This is a genomic window from Aminobacter ciceronei (genome assembly GCF_014138625.1).
GTDB lineage: Bacteria > Pseudomonadota > Alphaproteobacteria > Rhizobiales > Rhizobiaceae > Aminobacter > Aminobacter ciceronei.
In genome coordinates this window covers 1-24,864 of sequence record NZ_JACJHY010000005.1, presented here as the reverse complement: position 1 = coordinate 24,864, position 24,864 = coordinate 1, and the positions used below count along the sequence as shown (strand labels likewise).

The window sequence follows — 24,864 nt, the reverse complement described above, 5'->3', positions numbered from 1 at the left end:
CCATGGCCGAACTCAGTGAGGCGCAGCAGCGCGAATTCGAGGCGGCTGCCTTTCGCCGCCTGCTCGAACATTTGCGCGAGCGCTCCGACGTGCAGAACATCGACATGATGAATCTCGCCGGTTTCTGCCGCAATTGCCTGTCCAACTGGTATCGCGACGCAGCCGCCGGCGCCGGCGTCGAGTTGTCCAAGGAGGCATCGCGCGAGATCGTCTACGGCATGCCTTATGCCGAGTGGCAGGCCAAGTATCAGCGCGACGCCAGCGATGCGCAAAAGACCGCCTTCGAGGCCAGTCGACCCAAGGATCACTAGGCGATATTACGTCGCGTCGTGTCAGCTGCGCCGCCAGGTCCCCTTGACCCTCCTGCCGTCATCGGGCATCGAACCGGGCCGAAATGCCCCATGGCGCGCCGAGTCGCGCTGGTCCAATCACAATTGCGGAGTGCCCCATGGCCGACGAAATCACCGATACCAGCCAGACCGTTGCCGCCGGCCAGTTGCGCGCCTTTATCGAGCGCATCGAGCGGCTTGAAGAAGAAAAGAAGACCATCTCCGACGACATCAAGGACGTCTACGCCGAGGCCAAGGGCACCGGCTTCGACACCAAGGCGCTGCGCACACTGATCCGCCTGCGCAAGCAAGACCAGGCCGAGCGCGACGAGGCGGAAGCAATCCTCGACCTCTACAAAGCCGCTCTCGGCATGAGCTGAGGCCAATATGGCTGCGGCGCATCCAAGCGACCCCGCCGCAGCCATCGTGGCAAGCAATCTACGCCACGATCCGGGACTGCAACGGCGCAGCCATACTGGCTTTCCCCATGCCAAACGCGTCCGCGAAGTTCAAGACCTGATTGACCATCAGCGCGATCTGGTCTCCACAATCACAGCCCGGCAGAGACGAATTGGCAATGACGCCCAAAGGCGTCGGCCAACCGCGCAGGGCGTGCACGATCGAGCGCAGATGCTGCAGCGTTGAGCCGCCAGCCTGCCAGCCGGCGGCTGCGGCGATCAGCCCAACGGGCCGCCCTTCGAGATACGGCCTGATATCGCCGCGCAACTCCTCGACGTAATCCAGCGCATTCTTGACCATGCCCGACACCGAGCCGTGATAGCCCGGTGATGCAACGACGACGCCGTCCGCGCGGCGCAGGGTTTCGACGAACGCCAGCTCGGCCGCGCCGGGCGTGACAGTGCCATAGATCGGAAACACCAGCCCTTCGCCGCTGAAGGCCAGCGTATCGGCACCTGCCGCCTGCGCCGCTGCCAGCGCCCGGTGCAGCAGCTGCTCCGAAGACGAGCCGTTGCGTGTCGTTCCGCCGATCCCGACGATTAGGGGTCTCGCAGCCATTCTGTCCTCCTGAGGCATCTCTGTTTCGGCCTTCAGGAGACAGACAACGGCATTTAGCGGCAAATGACCTTTTCGGACGAGGCGATCTGGTTTCGGCATCGGCACAATCGGTACGACCAAACATTTGCGCGTGGTGCCCAGATGACCGGCAGTGCGGACGAGCCAAAGGCTCAGACCCCGAACGACAGCCTCAGCTTCGGCCGGCTCGGCATACGCCGGGCCCAGCTCCTGAAGAACCTGCAGCACTTCGTCGTCGCCGCCGAACTCGGCAGCTTCCACAAGGCGGCCGATAGGCTGGCGATCGTGCAGTCGGCGCTGTCGCGGCGCATCGGCGATCTGGAGGCGCAGCTCGGCGGCAGGCTGTTCGAACGCGAGCCAACCGGCGTGCGGCTGACCTTGGCCGGCGCAGCGCTGCTGGAAGACGCATCGCGTATCCTGCGCGAGGTCGACCTCGCCATCCGCCGCTTCGACCTCATCGACAGCGGCCAGGTGTCGCTGCTGCGCGTCGGCTTCAATGGTGCTGCGATGATGTTTGCGCCGGTCCCCGACGGTCTGCAGGCGTTCCGCAGCACCAATCCGACGGTCGAACTCCGACTGACGCCAATGCTGTCCGAGCAGGCATTCCAAGCGCTGGCGGCGGGAACAATCGACCTCGGCCTGGCCTATGATCTCGGCTACCCGCACAGCCTGAAGTCGCGACAGCTTGTGCTGGACGACCTGGCGCTCGCTTTGCCCGAGCATCATCCGCTCGCCTCACGGCCAAAGCTTGTGGTCGAAGACCTCGAGGGTGCCGACTTCATCGGCATGGACCTCGCCCAGTCTGGCCTGATGGCGGAGAAGGTCGCGCTGGCCCTGCACTCACGCGGCGTCGCCATCCGCGTGTTGATGGAGACCGGCAGCACCGAAGCAACGCTGAGCCTGGTCGCCGCGGGGCTTGGCATCGCCTTCGTCAACCGCTCGCAGGCAGGGCGGCATCCGCCGAATGTCATCATTCGTGACGTCGCCGGATTTTCGGTGCCGCTGCCGCTGAAGCTGTTCTGGCGCGAGGAGATCGAGACGCCGGTGCTGCTGCGTTTTGCCGAGACACTGGCGGCGCAGTTCGGGACCGCGGGAGGTGTGGCCTGATTTCGAGATCGCCTCGTCGAAAACGGTCATTTGATCCAGTCTCTCGCCTCCGGGAAGTTGTGCCACAAACGCAAGTGGAGAACACCGCCGCATGACCCGGGAAATCAGGCTCAACGCGCTCGACCAGTGCAATCCGAGCTTCCTCGCCTTCGGCCTGTGGAGCCATCCGCGCGACAAGGCCCTCGACTTCACCAGCATCGACTATTGGGCCGACTATGCCCGCCTGCTGGAACGAGGCTTGTTCGAAGCGCTGTTCCTGGCCGACTCGCTTGGCGTGCCCGACACCTACAAGCAGAGTTTCGCATCGGCTTTCCGCAGCGGCGCGCTGGCGCCGAGCCTCGATCCCGCGGTGATCGTACCGGCCATGGCTCTGGTGACCAAAAACCTCGGCTTCGCCATCACCGGCAGCGCCTCCTACGAGACGCCCTATCTGTTTGCCCGGCGCATGACGACCCTGGACCACATGACACGCGGACGCATCGGCTGGAACATCGTCACCTCCTTCCTGCGCAGCGGCGCACTCGCCATGGGCCGCGACGAACTGGCCGAGCACGACGCGCGCTACGACGCCGCCGACGAATTCATGGAAGTGATGTACGGGCTGTGGGAAGGCTCGTGGGCCGACGATGCGCTGAAGCGCGACAAGGCGAGCAGCATCTATGCCGATCCGGCATTGATCTCCGAGCTCGATCACGACGGCCCGCATCACAGAATCCGGGCGGTGAGTGCTGCCGAACCCTCGCCGCAGCGCACGCCGATGCTGTTCCAGGCGGGTGGCTCGCCGCGCGGCCGCCACTTTGCAGCAACCCATGCCGAGGGCATCTTCATCAACGGGCCGAAGCTGGAGCTTGTGGCGCCGCAGGTGACCGACATGCGCAAGCGCGCCGCTGCGCTCGGCCGCGATCCCAGGAGTCTGAAATTCTTCGCCGGCGCCACCATCATCGTCGACGAAACCGAAGCGCTCGCCCGCGCCCGCTATGAGGACTACAAGCGCCACACCAGCGTCGAAGGCATGCTAAGCCAGTTGTCGGCAGCACTCGGCATCGACCTGTCTAAATATCCGTTGGACGAGCCGATCCGCTACGAAAAGACGGACGCGGCGCATTCGCAGCTGGAGATCCTGACGCGCAAGGGCAGCTGGACGGTGCGCCAGGCAGCCGAAAGCATGGTGGTCAGTGGCCGCAATCTCTTGGTGGTCGGCACACCCGGACAAGTCGTCGACGAGCTCGCCAGATGGGTCGAGCACGCCGATGTCGACGGCTTCAACATCGCCCGCATCCTGGCGCACGAGACGATGGAAAACTTCATCGGCATGGTGGTTCCCGAACTGCAGCGGCGCGGCATGTTCAAGACCGAATACGCAAAAGGCACCCTGCGCGAAAAGGTGACGGGCGCGGGTCCGCGCACGGCCCACGATCATCCAGCTTCAACGCATCGCAGATAGGATATTGGCCATGAGACGATTTTCGATGTCGTATCTGACGGCCCCAGTCGTCTCGCCGCTCGAGTCGATCCGCATCGCGTCTGACGTTGGCTACGATCATCTGGGGTTGCGCATCCATCCGACAGCGGCGGCCGACGCGCCATCGCCCTTGCTCGGCAACAAGGCGCTGGCCGCCGAGTGCAGGCGGCGGCTCGACAATAGCGGGCTGACGGTGACGGAGGTCGAAAGCTGGATGATCCGCCGAGGCTTCGACCTGTCGCACAGTGCCGGCGCCATGGAGGCTGCAGCGGAACTCGGTTCACCACGCCTGATCGCCGTAGCTGACATGCGCGGCGCGATCGAACAGGCCGAGATCGAAGATAGGTTCGCAGGTCTCGCCGAAATGGCCTCGGGCTTTGGGCTCGGCGTCGACTTCGAGCCGATTGCCCATCGCGCGGCGGGAACGCTCGACGAGGCGCTGGCGGTGGTAGCGGCGGGTGCACCCCATGGTGCCGGGCTGATCCTCGACATGCTGCATATCGACCGCATGGGCATTTCGCCAGCTGAGCTGGCGATGCTCGACCGTAGCCTGCTGAACAACGTCCATCTGTGCGACGCCCCGCCCAAACCAGCAGATCTTGAAACGATGGTGCGCCATTCGGCCTTCGACCGCGACCTGCCCGGCGAAGGGGCATTGCCGCTCAGGGCCTATCTCGCCGCTCTGCCAACTGACCGGCCACTCAGCATCGAGATCCCGATGCTGCGGCTGGCGAACACGGTTTTGCCGCAGGAGAGGGCGAGGCGCGGCCTGGCCACATCGAAGCGACTGCTTGCAGAGATTGAGGCGGCGGGCTGAGGAACTTGCAGCCGTCGTACGGCGTTCACCTTGTTGTGAAACGAGACTATCGGCGCACTTGTAAACACGGCAGATTTGATGCCCTATTTGTGAGCTAGACTGTCACATCAGCGGCAATGGCGCGGGGTCACCAGCGATGACACAGACCGGGCACTTCCACCCCTCCGACAATCCCCTGGGCGGACAGAGCGGACTTTCCGCATTCTTTTCGCGCCGCTGGAACGGCGACGTGCCGCTCGGCCAGCTGTTCTGGTGGGACATGGTGGTGGTTGGCAGCATCATCAACGTCGCCACGACGATCGTCGCGCTGCTGATCCTGGCCGCAAAAATGTCAGCGCTGCTCGCAGTCGTCGTCCACCTGATCCCGCTGCCCTACAATCTGTTCCTCTATGGCAGCGTACTGAGGACGGCTGACATGGCTGGCACGCCGAATGCCAATGCTGTCAAGCTGAGCGCCACATTGTGGATCATCCTCGCCAGCCTGCTCTGAGCAACACTGGTGCTGCCATCAGACGATCGCGCCGCGGGCAGCACCCGCGGCGTCTCTTGTCAAAAGAGCGAATTAAGCTGCCGGCTCGAAATTCAGCGCCACGCCGTTGATGCAGTAGCGCAGGCCGGTGGGCGGCGGGCCGTCGGGGAAGACGTGGCCGAGGTGGCTGCCGCAATTGGCGCAATGCACCTCGGTGCGAACCATGCCGTAGCCGCGATCGACGGTGGTTTCGACCGAACCCTCGACCGGGTCGTTGAAGCTCGGCCAGCCGGTGCCGCTCTCGAATTTGAGCTTGGATTCAAACAGCGGCTGATCGCAGCCGGCACAGGCAAAGGTGCCGGCGCGCTTCTCGTACAAAAGCGCACAGCTGCCGGGCCGCTCGGTGCCGTGGTGGCGCATCACCTGGTATTGCTCGGGCGTCAGCATCGCGCGCCACTCGGCATCGGTACGGGTGACGGGGAAGGTCTTGGCGTCCATTCTGGGTATCTCCCTCGATTGTTCTTCTTGTTCGTGGTCTTCGCACAGATAGTTACGAAAGGTGCCGACTGACAGGGCATCACTTGATGGTGAGCCACAACGCTCGGGCAACCCGGCCCGCTAGTGCTTCCGCGACAGCTGCCTGGTCGCCGCTTCCAGCCCGGCCAGCGTCAGCGGGTACATGCGGTTGGCGAAGATCTCCGAGATCATCTTGATCGAACTGGTGTAACCCCAGTGCTTTTCCTGTGTCGGATTGAGCCAGACGGCGTTCGGCCACTGGTCGAGCACGCGGCGCAGCCAGATAGCACCCGGCTCCGGGTTCCAGTGCTCGACCGAACCGCCGGCATAAGCGATCTCATAGGGGCTCATCGAGGCGTCGCCGACAAAGATGACTTTGTAGTCGTGGCCATATTTGTGGAGCACGTCGAGCGTCGGGATGACCTCGGCATGGCGGCGGCGGTTGTCTTTCCAGACGCCCTCGTAGAGGCAGTTGTGGAAGTAGAAATATTCGAGCTGGCGAAACTCGACGCGCGCCGCCGAAAACAGCTCTTCCACCACCTTGATGTGGTCGTCCATAGAGCCGCCGACGTCGAAGAACATCAGGAGCTTCACCGCGTTGCGCCGCTCGGGCCTGGTCTTGACGTCGAGATAGCCGTGGTCGGCGGTGGCGTGGATGGTGCCGGGCAGGTCGAGCTCTTCCTCGGCGCCCTCGCGCACCCAGCGGCGCAGGCGCTTCAGCGCCACCTTGATGTTGCGAGTGCCGAGCTCGACGGAGTCGTCGAAATTGCGGAACTCGCGCTTGTCCCACACTTTCACCGCGCGGCGATGGCGGCTCGCCTCCTGGCCGATGCGCACGCCCTCGGGATTGTAGCCATAGGCGCCGAAAGGCGAAGTGCCCGCGGTGCCGATCCATTTCGACCCGCCCTGGTGGCGACCTTTCTGCTCTTCGAGCCGCTGCTTCAACGTCTCCATCAGCTTGTCGAAGCCGCCCAGCGCCTCGACCAGTTTCTTCTCTTCATCGGTCAGCGTCTTCTCGGCAAGCCGGCGCAGCCATTCCTCGGGGATGTTGGCGACGTCGACACTGCCCTCGCCCGCAACGGCCTCGACCCCCTTGAAGTAATGGGAAAAAACCGTGTCGAAACGATCGATATGGCGCTCGTCCTTCACCAGCGCAGCACGGGCGAGGTAGTAGAAACCCTCGACGTCATAGCTGACGAGGTCGGCGTCGAGTGCCTCCAGCAAGGCCAGATATTCACGCAGCGACACCGGAACCTTGGCCGCCTTGAGCTCGAGAAAGAAGGGTATGAACATGGCGGGCACTTTGCTTCGGCGCGCTCGCGCAGGCAAGTCCGCCGATGCCGCAGCCGTGCCGACAATCAGGCGATGGGCGCATTGGCAGCGTTGCAACACCCGAAATCTAACTAAAGTAAAAATCGGATTCAGTCTTTCTTGGTAATTTCCCGTTAGCAATTGCCGTCAGTGGGGGCGAGGGCCGAGTCTGCCTTCGATCCGAGTTTGTTTTGCGTACGGGTACCTATGCGTTTCTCAGCGGCGTCAGCGATCGTTCTCGCCAGCCTGGCCCTTGCCGGCTGCACCTCGAGCTCGGGCCTCGGTAGCCTGATGGAACAGGCGTCGCCATCTCCTGAAACAACGAGTTCGGTGATACGGCCCTCGGCCGACATCGCGCCAATGGTCGCGCAGGCACCAATGCCCCAGCCTGTCATGGCAGCGCCGGTCGAAGTGACCACGATGACGGCAGCGCCGGTACAGGTGGCGATGGCAATGCCCACACCGATGCCGCGGGCGCCGATGGAGCCTGCCATCGAACTTGAGGACATGCCCACGCCCGACGCCAAGCCGATTGCGCTGGTGGCGCCGTCCAACCCGATGAAGGCGACGCCGTTCGCGCCGGGCAAGATCTATGGCCGCCGCTTCCGCGACGCCAAGCCGATCAATTTCGGCCGCACGATGTCGCCCAAGAATTTCGCCGTTCACGGCGTCGACGTGTCGCGCTGGCAGGGCGAGATCGACTGGCCCAAGCTGCGCACCCAGGGCGCCAACTTCGCCTACATCAAGGCCACCGACGGCGGCGACCATCTCGACCCGATGTTCCGCAAGAACTGGCGCGCGGCCGAGGCCGCCGGCCTGAGGCGTGGCGCCTATCACTTCTTCTACTGGTGCCGCACCGCCGGCGAACAGGCCGACTGGTTCATCCGCAACGTGCCCAAGGTTCCCGGCGCGCTGCCACCGGTCATCGACGTCGAATATAACGGCGAATCGAGCTGCAAGCGCCGCCACAGCCCCGAAAAGATCCGCGAGAAGATGCAGGTCTTCATGGACAAGCTGGAGCGCCATTACGGCCAGCGCCCGGTCATCTACACCGCACCCGACTTCTACAAGGACAATCTGCGCGGCCACTTCCAGAACTATCCGTTCTGGCTACGCGCCGTGGCCGAGCCGCCGTCCAAGGTCTATCCTGGCCGCAACTGGGTGTTCTGGCAGTATTCGGGCTCGGGCCTGTCGCATGGTGTCGAGGGCAAGATCGACCTCAACGTCTTCCGCGGCAGCGCAGCCCAGTGGAACCAGTGGCTGGAACGCACCGCGGGCTGATCGCCCGCGGGTCCTGGCCAGTGATTGCCTGTCGCCTCAGAGCAGGTCGTACTCGATGAACCCGGTGCGGCGAGCGACGCGATCGTAGAGCTTGCGCGCCGTGGCGTTGGTCTCGTGGGTCATCCAGTAGACATTGGTAACGCCGAGCTTGCCGGCCTCCTGCTTCACGGCTTCGATCAGGGCGGCGCCGACGCCCTTGCCGCGCGCCTCCGGGTCGGCGAACAAATCCTGCAGGTAGCAATTGTTGGCCTCGGACCAGCCCGAGCGGTGGTAGAGATAGTGCGTCAGGCCGACCGCCTTGCCGTCGACGAGAGCGATCAGCCCCTTGGGCTCGAACTCGCCCTCGGTGAACAGGCGCTTCCAGGCGAGCTTGTAGATGTGTTCAGGCAGGACCGTGTTGTAGAAATCGAGATAGGCGGTCCACAGTCGGCGCCAGTCCTCGTGGTCGGCAAGCTCGAGCGGGCGGATGGTGATGTCGGTCATGAAGCTCTCTCTCCTTGGATTCACCAGCGTCCTCAGAAATCTCTGATGGGACAAGGGTCCAAGGCTGCCAAATCGCTGCTCCTGGCTTTCGGGCAACAGTTGGCTGGAAATGACTTCAAATCGACTGGTGCCCTCCAGAGATTCCACAAACCAGGGTCGATACGTATCGATTTCCGCTATTGATCGTCCTTCCGGATCGCAGCCTTGAGACAATACCGTGCAACGCAATGTGCCGGGTTTCGGACGGACGCTGGCCGCATCCACCAACTCTCCCGAAATCACTGCGCATGTTCATGGAAATGCCATTGGCGCCCAGATCGGTCGCTCAAGACGAATTCAATGATTCCCGGCTGCGGTTCGTCGTCAACCCAGCGAATGATCGAGACCTCGACTTCCCTGAGGTCACCGGACGATGCCGCCAAAATTTCACCCCTGCCGTCTCGCCATGAATGCCAGGCGCTCGAACAAATGCACGTCCTGCTCGTTCTTGAGCAGGGCGCCATGCAGCTTGGGCAGCGCGTTCTTGGGGTCGGCGCGCAGGTCTTCCGGTGCGACATCGTCGGCGACCAACAGGCGGATCCAGTCGAGCGCTTCCGAGGTCGACGGCTTCTTCTTGAGGCCGGCAACCTCGCGGACTTCGTAGAACTGGGTCAGTGCGGCGCGCACCAGGTTCTGCTTGATGCCGGGATAATGCACCTCGACGATTTTGTGCAGCGTGTCGACGTCGGGGAAGCGGATGTAGTGGAAGAAGCAGCGGCGCAGGAAGGCGTCGGGCAGCTCCTTCTCGTTGTTCGAGGTGATGATGACGATCGGCCTGACCTTGGCGCTGATCGTCTCGCCGGTCTCGTAGACGAAGAACTCCATGCGATCGAGTTCCTGCAACAGATCGTTGGGGAACTCGATGTCGGCCTTGTCGATCTCGTCGATCAGAAGCACGACCTTTTTGTCGGCGGCAAACGCATCCCACAGCTTGCCGCGCTTGATGTAGTTTTTGATGTCGTTGAAGCGGCCGTCGCCGAGCTGGCTGTCGCGCAGGCGCGAGACGGCATCATATTCGTAGAGACCCTGCTGTGCCTTGGTGGTGGACTTGACGTTCCACTCGATCATTTCAAGGCCGAGGCCGGATGCCACCTGGCGGGCGAGTTCGGTCTTGCCGGTACCCGGCTCGCCCTTGACCAGCAGCGGCCGCTCCAGCGCGATCGCCGCATTGACCGCCACCATCAGATCCTTGTCGGCGACATAAGCCGACGTTCCTTCAAAGCGCATGCGAAACTCCAAATTCGTCGGCGCCGACACTAGGGAGGTGTGGCCGGTGGGGCAAGCGGGACGTCCCGTCGTGATAGGCGTTCGGGGCCGCCGCGGTACAGGAGGCAGAGCTCTCGCTCGAACAGACAACAAAGCGCATGAGCATGAAAAAACCCCTCCACACCACAGCTCCGCAAATATCCTTGCACGAAGCGTCCCACTGCCATGGCGCATTGCGGCCACAGCGCCTATATTGGCGGTGACGGTCTGCGCTTCCCGGCAGGAGAGCATTTTCCCCGGGGCCTTAACGATCCTTAGGGAGCTGTCCCTGGGAGGACCCGTGGGTTCTTCCATACGGCGCCCACCTACTTTGTAGGTCTCCGGGATCGACTTCTTCACCGGTTGTGTGGATCGTCACCTCCCTGTCAGGATAAAACCTGCCCACCCGACGCCTGAAAGCGTCGGTTTCCGCGTTGCCGGTGCAACGGCCAATGTGCCAAACACGTGGCGAACGACAGCAGAACGGGCGAACACCGGCATGACTTCCCATCGCGAAATCAAGAAGCAGCTGCGCAAGGAAGCGCTGGCCCGGCGCGACGCGCTCGATCAGTTCTGGCGCATCGAAGCGTCGCTGGAGATGGCGGAGACGGCGCGCGACAATCTGCAGTTCGAGCCCGGCACGATCGTCTCGGGCTTCTGGCCGATGCGATCGGAGGTGGACGTCAGGCCGATGATGTTTGCCCTGCGCGAGCATGGTGCACGGCTCTGCCTGCCGGCGATCCTCGACAAGCACACGATCGTCTTCCGCGAACTGGTGCGCGGCGCACCGATGGTCGATATGGGTTTTGGCACCGTCGGGCCGCATGAGGAAGCCGAGGTGCTGGATCCCCAGATCATGCTGGTGCCGCTGGCGGCTTTCGACAAACGCGGCCACCGCATCGGCTATGGCGCCGGCTATTACGACCGGGCGATCTCCAAGCTGCAGGACAAGGGCATAGAGCCCAGGCTGATCGGCATCGCCTTCGACTGCCAGGAGGTCGAGCGCGTTCCCGACGAGAACCACGACGTCATCATCCCCGAAATACTGACGGAAAGCGGGCTGCGCCGTTTCGAGCCGGCGTGAGGTGATCAGCCGGCGCGAATCCGCTCCGGGCAAATTCGGCCGGCTCCACTTGCATGATTTCGCAATGGCCCTGTAGAAGCATTTTTCATGAGACTTCTTTTTCTTGGCGACATGGTGGGCAAGGCCGGACGCACTGCGGTGTGGAATCAGCTGCCCGGCCTGATTTCTGATTTCCGGCTCGATTTTGTCATCGTCAACGGTGAGAACGCCGCCGGCGGCTTCGGCATCACCGAGGAGATTTTCCGCGAAACGCTTGCTGCCGGCGCCGATGTGGTGACGACGGGCAATCACGTCTGGGACCAGCGCGAGGCGCTGGCCTTTGCGCCGCGTGAGGAACGCTTCTTGCGCCCGGCCAATTTCCCGAAGGGCACGCCGGGGCGCGGCTCCGGCCTCTACATCGCCAGGAACGGCGCCCGCGTTCTCGTCTCGAACATCATGGGCCGGGTGTTCATGCATCCTGAACTCGACGACCCGTTCCAGGCCGGCGAGCGGGAACTGGCCGCCTGCCCATTGGGCGAACAGGCGGATGCGGTGGTGATCGACTTCCACGCCGAGGCGACGAGCGAGAAGATGTGCTTTGCCCATTTCGTCGACGGCCGCGCCAGCCTGGTTGTCGGCACGCATACCCACCAGCCAACAGCCGACCACCAGATCCTCAATGGCGGCACCGCCTATCTGACCGACGCCGGCATGTGCGGTGACTACGACTCCTCGCTCGGCATGGACAAGGAAGAACCGCTCAACCGGTTCCTGTCCAAGGTGCCGAAGGGCCGCTTCGAGGCGGCCAACGGCCCGGCCACCATCTGCGGCGTCGGCGTCGACATTTCCGACCGCACCGGCCTCGCCGAACGGGTTGCGCCATTGCGTCGCGGGCCTAGGCTCGAAGAAACCGTCCCATCCTTCTGGTCCTGACATTGACGTGGGGCCAGTCGAAACCTACTTGCCCGCCGCACGTCAGCATATGTTAGAGCATGATGCATCTATCCGGATGCACCATGTCTCGGCACTGTAGCATGTGAACGAGCGGCCGCCGGCCGCTCGCATCGTATCCAGAAGAACAACGGGGACACTTAGATGATCGAATTCCTGGCGCCGTATTTCGGCTTCATCAACGACCCGACCGCCTGGGTGGCACTGCTGACCCTGATCGCGCTCGAAGTTGTGCTCGGCATCGACAATTTGATCTTCATCTCGATCCTGACCAACAAATTGCCTGAGCACCAGCGCGCCAAGGCGCGGCGGCTCGGCATCGGGGCGGCCCTGATCATGCGCCTGGTGCTTTTGGCCACCATCTCCTTCATCGTCGCGCTGACGGCACCCGTCTTCACGGCCTTCGGCCACGGCTTCTCCTGGCGCGACTTGATCCTGATCGCTGGCGGCCTGTTCCTGGTCTGGAAGGCGACCAAGGAAATCCACCACTCGGTCGATCCCGAGGACCACAAGGACGAGATGGTATCGCGTACGCTGCAGCTTTCGATGGGCGCTGCGATCTTCCAGATCCTGCTGCTCGACCTGGTGTTCTCGATCGACTCGATCATCACCGCTGTCGGCATGACCGACGAGATCGGCATCATGTACATCGCCGTGATCGTCGCCGTGACCGTGATGCTTTTGGCTGCAACGCCGCTCGCGACCTTCATCGAGAAGAACCCGACGATCGTCATGCTGGCGCTCGGCTTCCTCTTGATGATCGGCATGACGCTGATTGCCGATGGTTTCGGCTATCATGTGCCCAAGGGCTACATCTACGCCGCCATGGGCTTCTCGGCGCTGGTCGAGGGCCTCAACATGCTGCAGCGGAACCGCCGCAGGAAAAGTGGCGGCCACTGATGAACATGACGACGGCGGGCCAAAAGCCCGCCGTTTTCGTCTCGGCCAGCGATTTCACACCGACCGGAACCGGGCTATCATCTGATTCTGGCGCGGCCCACGCCTCCCCCCTCCAGCGGGAAAGTACTGATCGTGCAGGGTGCCTAAATCACCGAACCATCTGTTCGAGCACGTGCATAAGGAGGGGTTGCGACGACAGCTCGTATCTGGAGGTTCGCACAATGAAACTATCCGCGCCCATTCCTGTGCTGAAGCGCAAGGCCAGGCTTCTGGCCAGGACGAAGACGATCCCACTTCATCAGGCACTCGACGAAGTGGCAGCCAGCGAAGGCATTGCCGGCTGGAGCCTGCTTGCCGCCAAGGCCGCTGCCGTGCGCCCGGCGGCAAGACTGTTCGCACGGCTCGCTCCCGGCGACATGGTCCTGCTCGGCGCGCGGCCCGGCCAGGGCAAGACGCTGATGGGTCTCGAACTCGCCGTCGAGGCGATGAAATCGGGCCATCGCGGCAGCTTCTTCACGCTCGAATACACTGAAAAGGAAGTGCTCGATCGCTTCCGCGCCATCGGCGCCGACCGGGCGCAGTTTGGCAGCCTGTTTGAGCTCGACAGCTCCGACATCATCAGCGCGGCCCATATCGCCGGGCGCATGGCTTCGGCGCCGCGCGGCACGATGGTGGTGGTCGATTACCTGCAACTGCTCGACCAGAAGCGCGACAATCCGAAGCTGATGGAACAGGTGCGGGCGCTGAGAGCACTGGCGCGCGACAAGGGGCTGATCGTCGTGATGATCTCGCAGATCGACCGCTCCTACGACCCGGCAACGAAGACGATGCCCGACCTCGGCGACGTCAGGCTGCCCAATCCGCTGGATCTCAAGCTGTTCGACAAGGCCTGCTTCCTAGCCAATGGCGAAGTGCGAATCCACTCGGTTTGACAAGACCGGGCGGCGGGAATGCCCGCCGCCCGAACTGTTCCAGCCTCACCAGGCGTCGGGTTCGCGCACCATGTGCACGATGTTGGCCGGGTTCATGATCCAGCCGCCACGGAAGGTTTCGCCGAGCGGCTCGATCGGGTCGCAGCGCACCACACCGGCATCGCCGAGTTGCTTGAGCGTGCCGGCAAAATCGGGCGTGAACAGCTCCAGCCAGACCTCAGCCTGGCTCATGGTCGGGGCCTCGTCGATCCAGAGCTGGTTCGGGCCGAGCTTGAAGCCAACCGCGGGCAGCTTCTCCGGGATACCCTCGAGGCCGACCACGTCGCGGTAAAAGGCGATGGTCGCCTCGTACTGGTGGCTCGGCACCTTCATGGCGATGTTCATGCCGCCTTCGATCTTGGCACCCATTGTCTTTCTCCTCACTTGCGTTCGCTTGTCGTCGGCAACTCGCCGCGCATCTCTGAGGGGTAGAAACCCTCGCGCAGATTGATGCCGTATTCGAGCCAGGCCTTCATCGCCGACAGCATTTCCGCCCAGCCCTCGCAGTTGCCGTAGGACGCCTTGCGCCCGACCGCGTCCTCGACCCAGCCGGATTCGCCGATGGTAACGAAGGTCGAGCCGTCCTCGAGCACGTCGAAGCCCATCTCGATCCGGGTTTTGTAGGCCGGCTGGCCCTCGGCCACCTCGGCGTCCCAGCGCAGTACGATACGCTTGTCCAACTCGATCTCGTCGACCTCGACCGGCACCGAACCCCACCAGGTGACGGTGGTTCCGGCGACCAGCGGCGCGCTGGCGCCGTTCAGCGTGGTGAAATAGCCGCTCAGCTTCTTCGGATTGACGACCGCGTCGAACACCTCGTGGACGGGCTTGGCGATACGTCCCGAAACCTTGAACCCCAAGGACATTGTCAGCCTCCTATGCTTGCACGCGGCAACAATGTGTTATAAAATTATAACATGTCAAGCGATTCGAAAGACGACAATGTTTTCAAGGCTCTGGCGCATCCGCGCCGGCGATTGATGCTGGACGTGCTGAAGGATGGCGCGCTGACGACGGGCGCCCTGTGCGAGCGTTTCGACGACATGGACCGCTGCACCGTGATGCAGCATCTGAAGGTTCTGGAGGAGGCCGAGCTGGTGGTCGCCCGGCGCGAAGGCCGCGAACGCTGGAACCACCTCAACTCGATGCCGATCAAAGAGATTCACGACCGCTGGATCAGCGAATATGCCAGCCACGCGATGAGCATTCTCGATCGGCTGAAGCTCGACCTGGAAGGCTGAGGCGCGTCCCGTGCTTTGATGTCAGCTAGTGACCAGGCGATTTCGCCTTCCGCGCCTCGATGGCGGCGCCATGCTCCTTGCCCCAGCTGGCGAGCGGTCCGAGCGCTTCATCGAGCGACTGGCCGAGCGGCGTCGCCGAATACTCGACGCGCGGCGGCACCTCATGAAAGATCTCGCGGTGGACGAGACCGTCGGCCTCCATTTCGCGCAATTGTTGGATCAGCATCTTCTCGCTGATGTCGGGCACCAGCCGCTTGAGCTCGCCGAAGCGGCGCGGCTCGGTGTGCACCAGCCACAGGATCAACGCCTTCCATTTGCCGCCAATGACCTGGAAGGCGGGGCCGAGGCCACAACTTTCTGGCTGCGTCTTCGCCAAGAAATCCTCAATTCTCACTTTGAAGTCAGTACCTTACCGAAATGTAGGTACTTGTTGGAACGAGTTCAATGCATAGGTTCTGCGGCACGCCGCGACTGTCTCGCGGTCCGATTTCAAGAGGATATGACATGGAACCTGTGCTCTTTTACGGCGTGCCGCATGGTTGCTCGTTCGGCTCGATCGTGGCACTCGAATGGCTCGGCCAGCCCTACCGCCTGCACCGCATAGACATGACAGCCAAGCATTCCCGCACCTTCGCCAGGGTCAACCCGCTCGGCCAGACGCCGGCGATGGTCACCGAGGATGGCGGCACGCTGACCGAGAGCCTGGCGATCCTGCACAACATCGCCGCGCGCGACCTCGACAATGGCCTCGGCTTTGCCCAGGGCAGCAAGGAATTCGACCGGCTGAACTGGATGCTGTCCCACCTGCACACCACGCTGCATTCCGATCTCGGCTATGGCTGGAACGCCTTCAAGCTGGTCGAAGACGACGACGCCGGGCGCAACATGCTGCGCAAGATGGCGCGCGAAAAGGCAGCCATGGACTTCGCCTTCCTGCAGCGCGTGCTCGAAAACAGCGAATGGCTGATTGGCGACCACAGAACCGTGGCCGACGCCTACTTCATCGGCATCGCGCGCTGGGGCTCGGATCTCGACTTGTTCGACATGGCGAGCGAGTTCCCCGGCATCCACAAGCACATGCAAAAACTCGAAGCCGACCCGGCGGTGATCTTCGCCCATGCCATCGAGGAGGAGCGGGAAGCCGTGTCATTGGGCGGGTTCCGCGGTCACGCCACGGTCGAGGAGCTGGAGCCGCGCATCGCCGCTTGACCTGTCACGTCTCTCGCACCCATCGGTTGCGGAGGCATCAACGCGGCCAGCGAAATGCTTGGACGTGGCCAGCATCTCAATGTACATCAGAAGGAACTTATTAAGCTCGGATAAACGCTTGTTGGCCAACAATCCGAACAGGAACTTGCATACGGACGGGGAATGCTGACTGCCACCCGGGAACTGCCTGTCAGGCCAGACACACAACCGCAACTTGCGATTGCTCTGATCGTTGCCGGCATCGTCTTCCTCGCATCGTTCTTCGGCATACTGACGCGGCCGGTCGGCTTCCTCGCCGCGGTCTGGCCGGCGAACGCCATCCTGCTCGGCATGATGGTGCGCAACCCGAGCTACGCCACGCCACTGGGCTGGCTCGCCGCCTTCGTCGGCTACATCGTGGCTGACCTTTCAACAGGTGGAAACTTCTTCGTCACGCTGTGGCTGACGACTGCCAACATCACCGGTGCGCTGACCGGGTACCTGCTGTTCCGGCTGGTGCCGGAGAGCGACCGCTGGCTGCAACGGCCGTCATCGGTGCTGCACCTCTTCGCCATCTGCTGCGCGGTGGCACTGGCCGCCTCGATCGCCGGCGGCGGCGCGGCACGCCTTTTGTTTGGCAAGGACTTCTTCAGCGGCATCACCTTCTGGTTCATCACCGAACTGGTCAACAGCCTGATCATCCTTCCGGTGCTGCTGACCTTCCCCGGCTTCCGCAGGCTGCGCGAGCATTGGCCGGCCGGTCTTTCGCCCGCGCTCTTCCAGCATGCCTTGCCGGCGCTGGTGCTGGTGGCTTCGGTTGGGCTTGCCATCATGCTGGGCGGACCAGGTGCTCTAGCGATGCCCATCCCTGCCCTGCTCTGGTGCTCGCTGACCTACAAGACGTTCACCACCTCGGTGCTGACCATGCTGCTGAGCGTGTGGTTGCTGATCTCGATCCCGGCAAACCTCATCCCGTTGCCGGAACTGCCCGACCCGCTGCGCTCGCTCGACCCGCTGCGGCTCGGCATCGCCCTGATGGCGCTCTGCCCGCTGACTGTTGCCAGCATCAACGCCGCCCGCGTCGAGCTGATCGAACGACTGTCGCGCGCGGCCAACCACGACTCGCTGACCGGCGCGCTGTCACGCGGTGCCTTCATTGAGCGAAGCGAAGCCTGCCTGCAAGCGAACCGGGACCAAGGCACGGCGCTGCTGATGCTCGACATCGATCACTTCAAGAACATCAACGACCGATTCGGCCATGCCGGCGGCGACGCGATGCTGAAGGAATTTGTCGTCCTGATCTCCCGTCTGCTGCGCCCGGCCGACCTGTTCGGCCGCATGGGTGGCGAAGAGTTCGCCGTGGTGCTGCCGGGCCTCGACATGATCGCGGCAACCTCCGTCGCCGAGCGCATCCGCCAGGCACTTGAAATGCGGGCGATCGAGATGCCGTCGGGCGGCGAGGTGTGGGCCACCGTCAGTATCGGCGTGGCGACGCGCGCGCCGGGGGAATACACTGATTTCGACGACATGATGCTGGCCGCCGACCGCGCCCTCTACGAAGCCAAGGAAGCTGGACGCAACATGGTTCGGGTCGGCGCCCGGCAGCCCGAGGCAACATCGCCGACCTTGAACTGAACGCTGAGGTCAGACACCGTCGAGAATGACGATGGTTGGCCGCGATGGCAGCGACCTCAGTGACACGGTGAGCGAACGGCTGTTGCGGAATTCGACGGCAAAACCATCACCCATCATGCCGGTGAACTCGCCAATCGGGGTGGAATGCCGATGCATCGGAAGGATCATCGACGAATAGAGCCTGGTCGTGATCTCGGTCATCGCATCGATCGACAAGGTCATGCCGCCGTCGATCGGCACCATGACGACGTCGAGCCGGCCGATGGCACCATAATGTGCGTCCTCGAGCCGGTGATGCAGATGGCCGAGATGGCCTATGCACAGGCCGGCGACCTCGAAGATGAAGATCGAATTGCCGTCGCGCTCCATCTCGCCAAAGCGCCTGATATCGGTCGGCACGTTGCGGACATAGACATCGTCGACGACCAGCGCATGCCTGGCCGGCCCGCCCTCGGGGTTCCAGCCGCGCAGGACATGGTCGATGGCCTGGTCCGGCATGTCGGTGTAGTGGGTGCGGTGTGCCTTGTTCATGGTGACGATGCGCGGCAACGGACTCGAGCCGTAAATACCGCTGTAATCGGTGGCGATGCGGACGCCGCCAGGCGTCTCGATGACATAGGTCGAGTGGCCGGCATAGGTGATGGAGACGTCGCCATCGACGAACGTCTGGGCCTGATAGAAGCTGGCATAGGTGACGTCGGGCAGCGCCTGCGCGATAGCCATGCATTTGCTCGGCACCGGATCGTCCGCCGCCCATGTCGGGATCGACGCTAAAAGCAGGGTGGCAAGACAGGCGGCGAACAGGCGAAGGGGCATGGCGCTCTCGGGCGTTCGGGGCGAAACGCACTATCCCAGCAGCGGCGTGACGCGCGGAGTCACGTTTTCGCGAGGGCCGGGAAGCCTTGAAGTCTGGACGTATTGAGCCGATTTATCTATAAGGCGGCCCATTCAAACACTGCCGAAGCGACAAACAGGGGTCCCATGGCCGGCCATTCACAGTTCAAGAACATCATGCACCGCAAGGGCCGCCAGGATGCGGTGCGGTCCAAGATGTTCTCCAAGCTTGCACGCGAAATCACCGTTGCAGCAAAGACCGGCGTGCCCGACCCCTCGATGAACCCGCGCCTTCGCCTTGCCGTCCAGAACGCCAAGGCGGTGTCGATGCCCAAGGACAACATTGCCCGCGCCATCTCCAAGGCCTCGATGGGCGACGCCGAGAACTACGAAGAAGTGCGCTACGAAGGTTATGGCCCGGGTGGCGTGGCCCTCATCGTCGAGGCGCTGACCGACAACCGCAACCGTTCGGCGTCCAACGTGCGCGCAGCCTTCACCAAGGCCGGCGGGGCACTGGGCGAAACAGGTTCGGTGTCGTTCATGTGGGACCGCGTCGGTGAAATCGTCTATCCGGCAGGCGCCGGCGACGCCGACAAGGTCATGGACGCGGCCATCGAAGCCGGTGCCGACGACGTGCAGTCGGATGAAGACGGCCACACCATCACCTGCGCTTTCGAAAACCTCGGCGAAGTGTCCAAGGCGCTCGAAAGCTCGCTCGGCGACGCCGAGTCGGTGAAGATCATCTGGAAGCCGCAGAACAACATCCCCGTCGACGAAGAACGCGCCCAGTCGCTGATGAAGCTGGTCGGCACGCTCGAAGACGACGACGACGTGCAGAACGTCTACGCCAACTTCGAGGTCGACGAGGCGACGATGGCCAAGCTCAGCGCGGCTTGATTTTTGACACGCCCCGGCAAACCCGGGGCGTTTTCGTTTGAGGCCTTTCTCCAGCCTCCTTCGAGGCCCGCTCCGCGGGCACCTCAGGAAGAGGACCGCGGCGTCCGGCACGACTATGCGCTGCCAGTTGTCCGAACGTCGAAGAGTGGGCGGATGGCACGAACCTCCCTCATCCTGAGGTGCCGCGAAGCGGGGCTCGTAAGACGCACAACACAGCACCGGGTTGCGAATGACCGACTCCCTCCTGCCCCAGATCCGCATCACCTACTGCACCCAGTGCATGTGGCTGCTTCGTGCCGGCTGGATGGCGCAGGAGCTGTTGTCGACATTCGGCACCGAGCTTGGCGAGGTGACGCTGGTGCCGGGCACAGGCGGCGTGTTTACCATCACCTGCAATGACACGTTGGTGTGGGACCGTAAGCGCGATGGCGGCTTCCCCGATGCGGCCAAGCTGAAACAGCTGGTGCGCGACATCATCGACCCCGAGCGCGATCTCGGCCATTCCGACAGGAAGGGTCACAAGGCCAAGGACCAGGCCTGAGCGCATGCCCACGGCGAAAATCGCGCAAGAACACCGCGCCCTGAAACGGCGCCACAGATAAACTCGAATTGCTGAGCAAGCAGGGACATCGCGCCGCGGCATGGCGCGAACCTGGCGGCAGAGCGGAAAGCACCCATGACCACCAAACCACGCATCGCAGTTCTTTTCGGCGGACGCTCCTCCGAGCACGACGTCTCGCTCATGTCGGCAAGCAACGTCGTCAAGGCGATCGACGGGTCCAGATACGAGGTCGTGCCCATCGGCGTCGCCCGCGACGGCCGCTGGTTCCTGGCCCAACTCGACCGCGACGGCGCACTGCCCAAGGCCGTGCCCATCGGGGGCGCCGAGGTGGCGCTGGTGCCGGGCGGCAAAGGGCGGCTGATCGCCCTGCCAGCCGGCGAAGTGCCGTTCGAGCTGCCCAGGGTCGACGTGCTGTTTCCGGTGCTACATGGCCCGTTCGGCGAGGATGGCGCGGTCCAAGGTTTGGCCGAGGTGGCCGACATTCCTTATGTCGGCTCGGGCGTGCTCGGCTCGGCCAACGCAATGGACAAGGACGTCGCCAAACGGCTGATGAGAGAGGCCGGGGTGCCGGTGGCGCGTGGCGTGACCGTGCATTTCGGTGTCCGTCCCACGTTCGACGCCATCAAGGCCGAGCTCGGACTGCCTGTTTTCGTCAAGCCGGCACGGCAAGGCTCATCCGTCGGCGTCAGCAAGGCCGAGACGGCGGAACAGCTGGACAAGGCGCTGGCCGAGGCCTTCAGATATGACCGCAAGGTGTTGATCGAGGAGTTCGTCGACGGCCGTGAGGTCGAATTCGCCGTGCTCGAGGCGCCCGATGGATCGCTCTCCGTCTCCGTGCCGGGCGAGATCGCACCAGCGGCGAGCCACGGCTTCTACACCTATGAGGCCAAGTACATCGATGCCGACGGCGCTGCCTTGCGCATCCCGGCGGACCTGCCCGATGCGGCCAAGGCCAGGCTGCAGGAGGTTGCCCGCAGCGCCTTCCTGGCGCTCGGCTGCGAGAGCATGGCGCGCGTCGACTTCTTTGTGAAGGCGGACGGGTCGGCGCTGGTCAACGAGGTCAACACCATCCCCGGCTTCACCAACATAAGCATGTATCCGAAGACCATGGCAGCCTCCGGCGTGCCCTACCCCGATCTGGTCGGAAAGCTGATCGAACACGCCGTGGCGCGCTGGCAGCGCCAGGCTTGAAACAGCAAAGGCCGGGACACGCCCGGCCTTTTTCGTTTCCTGCTTTGCGCATTGGCGAAGATCGAACGCGAGCTCCGAGCCGATGCGTCAAGCGGTGCGGGCAAAGGCCATGACGAACGAGGCCAGCGACACCAGGCAGGCAACCGTGCGCACGTGATTCCACGGCAGCCATTCCTTGAGATAGCGCGTCCACATGGCGGCACCTTCAGCACTTGCCGGGTCGACGGCGGCGATCGCATCGTTGAGCGGCACGTTGAAGACCATCGTCACCAGGAAGCAGCCCACGAGATAGGCAACGCTGCCGGCAAGCAGCCAGGCCGCGCCCGCCTCGCTCCAGCTAAAGATCGCCTTGGCGCCGAGAACCAGCGACAGTACGACCATCCCCATGAATACCAGCATGAACAGCGGGTTGATGATGGTGACGTTGATCTGCTGCATGGCGGCGATGCCCTGGGGCACCGGCAATTTGGCAAACGACGCCATGATGGTGTTGGAGAAGATGAAGAACAGGCCGGCGGCGATGCCGCTGCCGAGCGCTGCAAGAAAGATGAGAGCGGTGAAGGCGGCAGCGATCATGTCTTGTCTCCCCAGATACCGGTTGCAGCGACAGTCTTGGCATAACAGGTGAAGTCGCGCGCGGGCCGGCCGAGCGCCCGGCTGACACCGTCCACAACATGCTGGTTGCGGCCGTCGAGCACCTCGGTGAACAGCATCATCAACAGGTCGATGAGCTCCGCGGGCAGTTGCTGTTCGGTGAGGCCGGCCTTGAAGTCGGCAGCGCTGATCTCGACGAAGCGGATCTCGCGGCCGGCGGCGGCTGATATCTCGGCGACTGCCTCGGCGAAGGTCAGCATGCGCGGCCCGGTGAGTTCATAGAGCTGGCCGATATGGCGGTCGTCCGACAAGGCGGCGACCGCGGCATCGGCGATGTCGTCGGTATCGACGAAGGGCTCGCGGACGCCGCCCACCGGCAGCGCCACCTCGCCTGAAAGCACGGCGTCGAGCAGGAAGCTCTCGCTGAAGTTCTGCATGAACCAGCTGCAGCGCAGGATCGTCCAGTCGGCGCCGGATTGCTGGACCCTTTCCTCCGCGCGCTGCGCCTCGGGTTCGCCGCGACCGGACAGAAGCACCAGGCGCTTGACACCCATGCCGACGGCGAGGTCGGCGAAGGCACCGATGGCTTCGGCAGCGCCGGGGGCCGCGAGGTCGGGATAGTAGGAGATGTAGACGGCACAGGCGCCCTCGACTGCGCCTGCCCAGCTGGCGCGGTTCTCCCAGTCGAAGGAGGCGATGGCGCCGCGCGAACCGATACGAACAGGCAGATTGCGCTGCGCAAGCTGTTCGGCAATGCGGCGGCCGGTCTTGCCGGTGCCGCCAAGGATGAGAATGGGCTTCAGGTCATGCTGAAATGCGGTCATCTTGGCCTCCTTCGTTAACGTGAGTAATCCTCACATTTGCAAATGTGATAAACCCTCATATTATGGCGGTCAAGCGGATTCGCAGCGGGCGGAAGAACCATGGAAGCGATCGAAGACAGTTCGGGCCAGGCGCTGCGGCGCGCGCCGAGCCAGAAGCGCAGCCAGGAGCGCGTCGAGCGCATGCTGCAGGCTGCGAGCGCGCTCATCTCGGAAGGCGGCAGCGACGCCATGCGCATGGGCGAGGTGGCCGAACGCGCCGGCGTGTCGATCGGCTCGCTCTACCAGTACTTTCCCGACAAGGGCGCGATCATCCGCACCCTGGCCGAGCGCTACAACGCCGAAGGCCGCGCCTGCATTTCAAACGGGCTGGCGGGCGTGGACGACATGAAGGGGCTGATCAACGCCTTCGGCGGGCTGATCGACGTCTATTACGGCATCTTCCTCGCTGAACCGGTGATGCGCGACATCTGGTCGGGCACCCAGGCCGACAAGGCGCTGCGCGACATCGACCTGCGCGATTCCAGGGCCAATGGCGCGCTGCTGGCAAAGGCGTGGCAGCGGGTCGCGCCCGCTTCAGATGCTGCCGGCATAGAGCGCAAGGCGTTCCTGATCATGTCGCTGGGCGAGGCCACGATGCGGCTGGCGATTTCGGTCGACCGCGCCGAAGGCGACACGCTGGTGGCCGACTACAAGGCGATGGCACTGCGGGAGATCGGGGCGACCTAGCCTGAGAAGACGCTGGTGGAACTGCGACTAGACCGCGCCGAACTGGTGCTGAAGCATTTCGGTTCGTTCATCGTCGTCACAAAGAGCAAGGCGTCCCAGTGACAACTGCTTGCGGTGCAACGCGACGACGGCCAGCGCGCAGGTCACGATCGTTGGCTCCGACTCGGTCCCCAAGTCGCGCAAGGCGAACTCAAAGAGACGTTGCCATGCCTCGGCATAGTCGCGTTCCAGCCATTCGGGAACCGGTGGATTTCGTGGAAAGACCAGCCGCGCTTCCTCGACCGTTGCCGCCAGACCGTAAAGCGCCCAGTGTGCAGGACGGTGTTGGGCAGAGATGCCGACAAGCTCAGGAATAGCTGCGTAGGACGCCTCCCCGACATCCCCCTGATGATGCAGCTCATTCAGAAGTTCCTCCCAGGCGGCGCTGTCGCGGTAGTTCCTGGAAAGTGCAGCGAAGGCTTGACGGGCGTCATAAGCGACTTTGTATCCGCCAGTCAGGCGAGACCATCGTTCATCACTCGACTTCAGCATGACGTTCACCCCGTGAAGCGAGATGAATATCCCGTCCGCCGGCAACAAAAAACCCGCCATGAAGGCGGGTCAGACTGCTGACAAACCCCTGGCGAGAGTTGGGGGTTTGTGATTCAGTGGGTGATGTTGAAGCGAGCCGGCCCTGAACAAACCGCACTTGAGATCGTCACGCTCGATCAACTGGTTCCAGTTGATCACCTTCTGCGCAAGATCGATGGTGTTATCGATTTCTCGTTCATCCACGATCTGACAGCGCCGCTTTACTGCGCCGACAATGGTCGCCCGCCACTTGATCCGACCTTGATGTTCAAGGCGCTGTTCATCGGCTACCTGTTCGGGGTGCGCTCGGAGCGGCAATTGGTGCGAGAGATCGAGGTCAATGTCGCCTACCGGTGGTTCCTGCGGCTGAAGCTGACGGACAAGGTGTTCGACGCCTCGACATTGTCGCAGAACCGACGCCGGCGCTACCAGGACGAGACGATCGCGCAGGCGATCTTCGACCGCATTGTCGAGCAGGCGATCGGGGCAGGCTTGGTCGACGGCACGGTGCTCTACACCGACAGCACGCACCTGAAGGCCAATGCCAACAAGGGCAAGTACGACCTTGCCATGGTCGCCAAGTCGCGTGCCGACTACTGGGGCGAGCTCGACCGGGCGATCGA

General features: G+C 63.3%; 31 protein-coding genes and 1 other RNA gene. 20 read left to right on the top strand and 12 right to left on the bottom strand.

Annotated elements, in window-relative coordinates:
* Nucleotides 1-2 precede the first annotated feature (2 nt).
* Together HNQ95_RS06850 and HNQ95_RS06845 are read left to right on the top strand one after the other, a co-directional pair.
* Nucleotides 3-311, top strand: coding sequence for a DUF1244 domain-containing protein (locus tag HNQ95_RS06850; protein ID WP_067966058.1), 309 nt, complete (start codon nt 3-5; stop codon nt 309-311).
* A gap of 137 nt (nt 312-448) precedes the next feature.
* Nucleotides 449-709 carry a DUF2312 domain-containing protein gene (locus tag HNQ95_RS06845; protein ID WP_067956960.1) on the top strand — a complete coding sequence of 87 codons (261 nt, stop codon included), beginning with the start codon at nt 449-451 and terminating at the stop codon, nt 707-709.
* 58 nt (nt 710-767) lie between these two features.
* Here the strand turns inward: HNQ95_RS06845 and HNQ95_RS06840 are convergent, their stop codons facing one another.
* Entirely contained in the window at nt 768-1,445 is a 678-nt protein-coding gene (locus tag HNQ95_RS06840) for an NADPH-dependent FMN reductase (RefSeq protein WP_246340611.1), read from the bottom strand.
* Between the two features lie 42 nt (nt 1,446-1,487).
* Between HNQ95_RS06840 and HNQ95_RS06835 the strand changes: the two genes are divergently transcribed.
* The 4 genes from HNQ95_RS06835 (at nt 1,488) to HNQ95_RS06820 (ending at nt 5,240) form a co-directional block, all read left to right on the top strand.
* A complete protein-coding gene (locus HNQ95_RS06835) occupies nt 1,488-2,471 on the top strand; it encodes a LysR family transcriptional regulator (RefSeq protein ID WP_169808308.1) in 984 nt (327 codons plus the stop codon).
* 91 nt (nt 2,472-2,562) lie between these two features.
* The gene (locus tag HNQ95_RS06830) at nt 2,563-3,915 is read left to right on the top strand and encodes an LLM class flavin-dependent oxidoreductase (RefSeq protein ID WP_182573727.1); all 1,353 of its coding nucleotides are present in this window, start codon (nt 2,563-2,565) and stop codon (nt 3,913-3,915) included.
* 10 nt (nt 3,916-3,925) lie between these two features.
* The gene (locus HNQ95_RS06825; RefSeq protein ID WP_182573726.1) at nt 3,926-4,750 is read left to right on the top strand and encodes a sugar phosphate isomerase/epimerase family protein; all 825 of its coding nucleotides are present in this window, start codon (nt 3,926-3,928) and stop codon (nt 4,748-4,750) included.
* A 136-nt stretch (nt 4,751-4,886) separates the two neighbouring features.
* A complete protein-coding gene (locus HNQ95_RS06820; protein ID WP_182573725.1) occupies nt 4,887-5,240 on the top strand; it encodes a hypothetical protein in 354 nt (117 codons plus the stop codon).
* 72 nt (nt 5,241-5,312) lie between these two features.
* On the opposite strand, the gene msrB is transcribed toward HNQ95_RS06820, so the two are convergent.
* Together msrB and HNQ95_RS06810 are read right to left on the bottom strand one after the other, a co-directional pair.
* Nucleotides 5,313-5,717, bottom strand: a complete 405-nt coding sequence (gene msrB / locus HNQ95_RS06815; RefSeq protein WP_182573724.1) for a peptide-methionine (R)-S-oxide reductase MsrB — start codon at nt 5,715-5,717, stop codon at nt 5,313-5,315.
* A gap of 120 nt (nt 5,718-5,837) precedes the next feature.
* Nucleotides 5,838-7,028 (bottom strand): vWA domain-containing protein, encoded by a 1,191-nt coding sequence (locus tag HNQ95_RS06810; RefSeq protein ID WP_182573723.1) that lies wholly within the window; start codon nt 7,026-7,028, stop codon nt 5,838-5,840.
* 225 nt (nt 7,029-7,253) lie between these two features.
* On the opposite strand from HNQ95_RS06810, the gene HNQ95_RS06805 reads away from it, so the two are divergent.
* Nucleotides 7,254-8,327, top strand: coding sequence for a glycoside hydrolase family 25 protein (locus HNQ95_RS06805; protein WP_067956937.1), 1,074 nt, complete (start codon nt 7,254-7,256; stop codon nt 8,325-8,327).
* 36 nt (nt 8,328-8,363) lie between these two features.
* Here HNQ95_RS06805 and HNQ95_RS06800 read toward each other — a convergent pair whose 3' ends face one another.
* Together HNQ95_RS06800 and HNQ95_RS06795 are read right to left on the bottom strand one after the other, a co-directional pair.
* Nucleotides 8,364-8,810, bottom strand: a complete 447-nt coding sequence (locus tag HNQ95_RS06800; RefSeq protein WP_067956934.1) for a GNAT family N-acetyltransferase — start codon at nt 8,808-8,810, stop codon at nt 8,364-8,366.
* 426 nt (nt 8,811-9,236) lie between these two features.
* A complete protein-coding gene (locus HNQ95_RS06795) occupies nt 9,237-10,076 on the bottom strand; it encodes an AAA family ATPase (RefSeq protein WP_067956931.1) in 840 nt (279 codons plus the stop codon).
* A gap of 240 nt (nt 10,077-10,316) precedes the next feature.
* On the opposite strand from HNQ95_RS06795, the gene ssrS reads away from it, so the two are divergent.
* From ssrS to HNQ95_RS06770, 5 genes are all read left to right on the top strand, one after another.
* A non-coding RNA gene (gene ssrS, locus HNQ95_RS06790) (6S RNA) lies at nt 10,317-10,472 on the top strand.
* Nucleotides 10,473-10,593: 121 nt separating this feature from the next.
* Entirely contained in the window at nt 10,594-11,178 is a 585-nt protein-coding gene (locus HNQ95_RS06785) for a 5-formyltetrahydrofolate cyclo-ligase (RefSeq protein ID WP_067956928.1), read from the top strand.
* An 87-nt stretch (nt 11,179-11,265) separates the two neighbouring features.
* Complete coding sequence (locus HNQ95_RS06780) at nt 11,266-12,090, top strand: TIGR00282 family metallophosphoesterase (protein WP_067956925.1); 825 nt, start codon at nt 11,266-11,268, stop codon at nt 12,088-12,090.
* Nucleotides 12,091-12,252: 162 nt separating this feature from the next.
* Nucleotides 12,253-13,008 (top strand): TerC family protein, encoded by a 756-nt coding sequence (locus tag HNQ95_RS06775; RefSeq protein WP_067956922.1) that lies wholly within the window; start codon nt 12,253-12,255, stop codon nt 13,006-13,008.
* Between the two features lie 221 nt (nt 13,009-13,229).
* Nucleotides 13,230-13,940, top strand: coding sequence for a DNA helicase (locus tag HNQ95_RS06770; protein WP_067956919.1), 711 nt, complete (start codon nt 13,230-13,232; stop codon nt 13,938-13,940).
* A gap of 45 nt (nt 13,941-13,985) precedes the next feature.
* Here HNQ95_RS06770 and HNQ95_RS06765 read toward each other — a convergent pair whose 3' ends face one another.
* Nucleotides 13,986-14,348, bottom strand: coding sequence for a VOC family protein (locus tag HNQ95_RS06765; RefSeq protein ID WP_067956918.1), 363 nt, complete (start codon nt 14,346-14,348; stop codon nt 13,986-13,988).
* An 11-nt stretch (nt 14,349-14,359) separates the two neighbouring features.
* Nucleotides 14,360-14,845, bottom strand: coding sequence for an SRPBCC domain-containing protein (locus HNQ95_RS06760; protein WP_067956915.1), 486 nt, complete (start codon nt 14,843-14,845; stop codon nt 14,360-14,362).
* Between the two features lie 51 nt (nt 14,846-14,896).
* Between HNQ95_RS06760 and HNQ95_RS06755 the strand changes: the two genes are divergently transcribed.
* Nucleotides 14,897-15,220, top strand: coding sequence for an ArsR/SmtB family transcription factor (locus tag HNQ95_RS06755; RefSeq protein WP_067956912.1), 324 nt, complete (start codon nt 14,897-14,899; stop codon nt 15,218-15,220).
* Nucleotides 15,221-15,245: 25 nt separating this feature from the next.
* Here the strand turns inward: HNQ95_RS06755 and HNQ95_RS06750 are convergent, their stop codons facing one another.
* A complete protein-coding gene (locus HNQ95_RS06750) occupies nt 15,246-15,596 on the bottom strand; it encodes a winged helix-turn-helix transcriptional regulator (protein WP_067956909.1) in 351 nt (116 codons plus the stop codon).
* Nucleotides 15,597-15,724: 128 nt separating this feature from the next.
* On the opposite strand from HNQ95_RS06750, the gene HNQ95_RS06745 reads away from it, so the two are divergent.
* Complete coding sequence (locus tag HNQ95_RS06745; protein WP_067956906.1) at nt 15,725-16,429, top strand: glutathione S-transferase family protein; 705 nt, start codon at nt 15,725-15,727, stop codon at nt 16,427-16,429.
* A gap of 162 nt (nt 16,430-16,591) precedes the next feature.
* Nucleotides 16,592-18,043, top strand: coding sequence for a GGDEF domain-containing protein (locus HNQ95_RS06740; RefSeq protein WP_182573722.1), 1,452 nt, complete (start codon nt 16,592-16,594; stop codon nt 18,041-18,043).
* Between the two features lie 9 nt (nt 18,044-18,052).
* Here HNQ95_RS06740 and HNQ95_RS06735 read toward each other — a convergent pair whose 3' ends face one another.
* Nucleotides 18,053-18,859 (bottom strand): MBL fold metallo-hydrolase, encoded by an 807-nt coding sequence (locus HNQ95_RS06735; RefSeq protein ID WP_067956902.1) that lies wholly within the window; start codon nt 18,857-18,859, stop codon nt 18,053-18,055.
* 165 nt (nt 18,860-19,024) lie between these two features.
* On the opposite strand from HNQ95_RS06735, the gene HNQ95_RS06730 reads away from it, so the two are divergent.
* From HNQ95_RS06730 to HNQ95_RS06720, 3 genes are all read left to right on the top strand, one after another.
* Nucleotides 19,025-19,774 (top strand): YebC/PmpR family DNA-binding transcriptional regulator, encoded by a 750-nt coding sequence (locus HNQ95_RS06730; RefSeq protein WP_067956900.1) that lies wholly within the window; start codon nt 19,025-19,027, stop codon nt 19,772-19,774.
* 229 nt (nt 19,775-20,003) lie between these two features.
* Entirely contained in the window at nt 20,004-20,315 is a 312-nt protein-coding gene (locus HNQ95_RS06725) for an Rdx family protein (RefSeq protein ID WP_067956897.1), read from the top strand.
* 135 nt (nt 20,316-20,450) lie between these two features.
* Entirely contained in the window at nt 20,451-21,527 is a 1,077-nt protein-coding gene (locus HNQ95_RS06720; RefSeq protein WP_154387225.1) for a D-alanine--D-alanine ligase family protein, read from the top strand.
* An 87-nt stretch (nt 21,528-21,614) separates the two neighbouring features.
* Here HNQ95_RS06720 and HNQ95_RS06715 read toward each other — a convergent pair whose 3' ends face one another.
* Complete coding sequence (locus HNQ95_RS06715; RefSeq protein WP_154387224.1) at nt 21,615-22,103, bottom strand: anthrone oxygenase family protein; 489 nt, start codon at nt 22,101-22,103, stop codon at nt 21,615-21,617.
* Nucleotides 22,100-22,945, bottom strand: a complete 846-nt coding sequence (locus tag HNQ95_RS06710; protein WP_154387223.1) for an NmrA family NAD(P)-binding protein — start codon at nt 22,943-22,945, stop codon at nt 22,100-22,102. Before HNQ95_RS06710 ends, HNQ95_RS06715 begins: the two co-directional genes overlap by 4 nt.
* 99 nt (nt 22,946-23,044) lie before the next feature.
* On the opposite strand from HNQ95_RS06710, the gene HNQ95_RS06705 reads away from it, so the two are divergent.
* On the top strand, nt 23,045-23,671 hold the full coding sequence (locus tag HNQ95_RS06705; protein ID WP_067956885.1) for a TetR/AcrR family transcriptional regulator: 627 nt from the start codon (nt 23,045-23,047) through the stop codon (nt 23,669-23,671).
* A 27-nt stretch (nt 23,672-23,698) separates the two neighbouring features.
* Here the strand turns inward: HNQ95_RS06705 and HNQ95_RS06700 are convergent, their stop codons facing one another.
* Nucleotides 23,699-24,262: a hypothetical protein gene (locus tag HNQ95_RS06700; RefSeq protein ID WP_246340609.1), complete on the bottom strand. Its 564-nt coding sequence runs from the start codon at nt 24,260-24,262 to the stop codon at nt 23,699-23,701.
* Nucleotides 24,263-24,325: 63 nt separating this feature from the next.
* On the opposite strand from HNQ95_RS06700, the gene HNQ95_RS06695 reads away from it, so the two are divergent.
* The coding region (locus HNQ95_RS06695; RefSeq protein WP_182573721.1) for a transposase at nt 24,326-24,864 on the top strand (539 nt) is incomplete at its 3' end.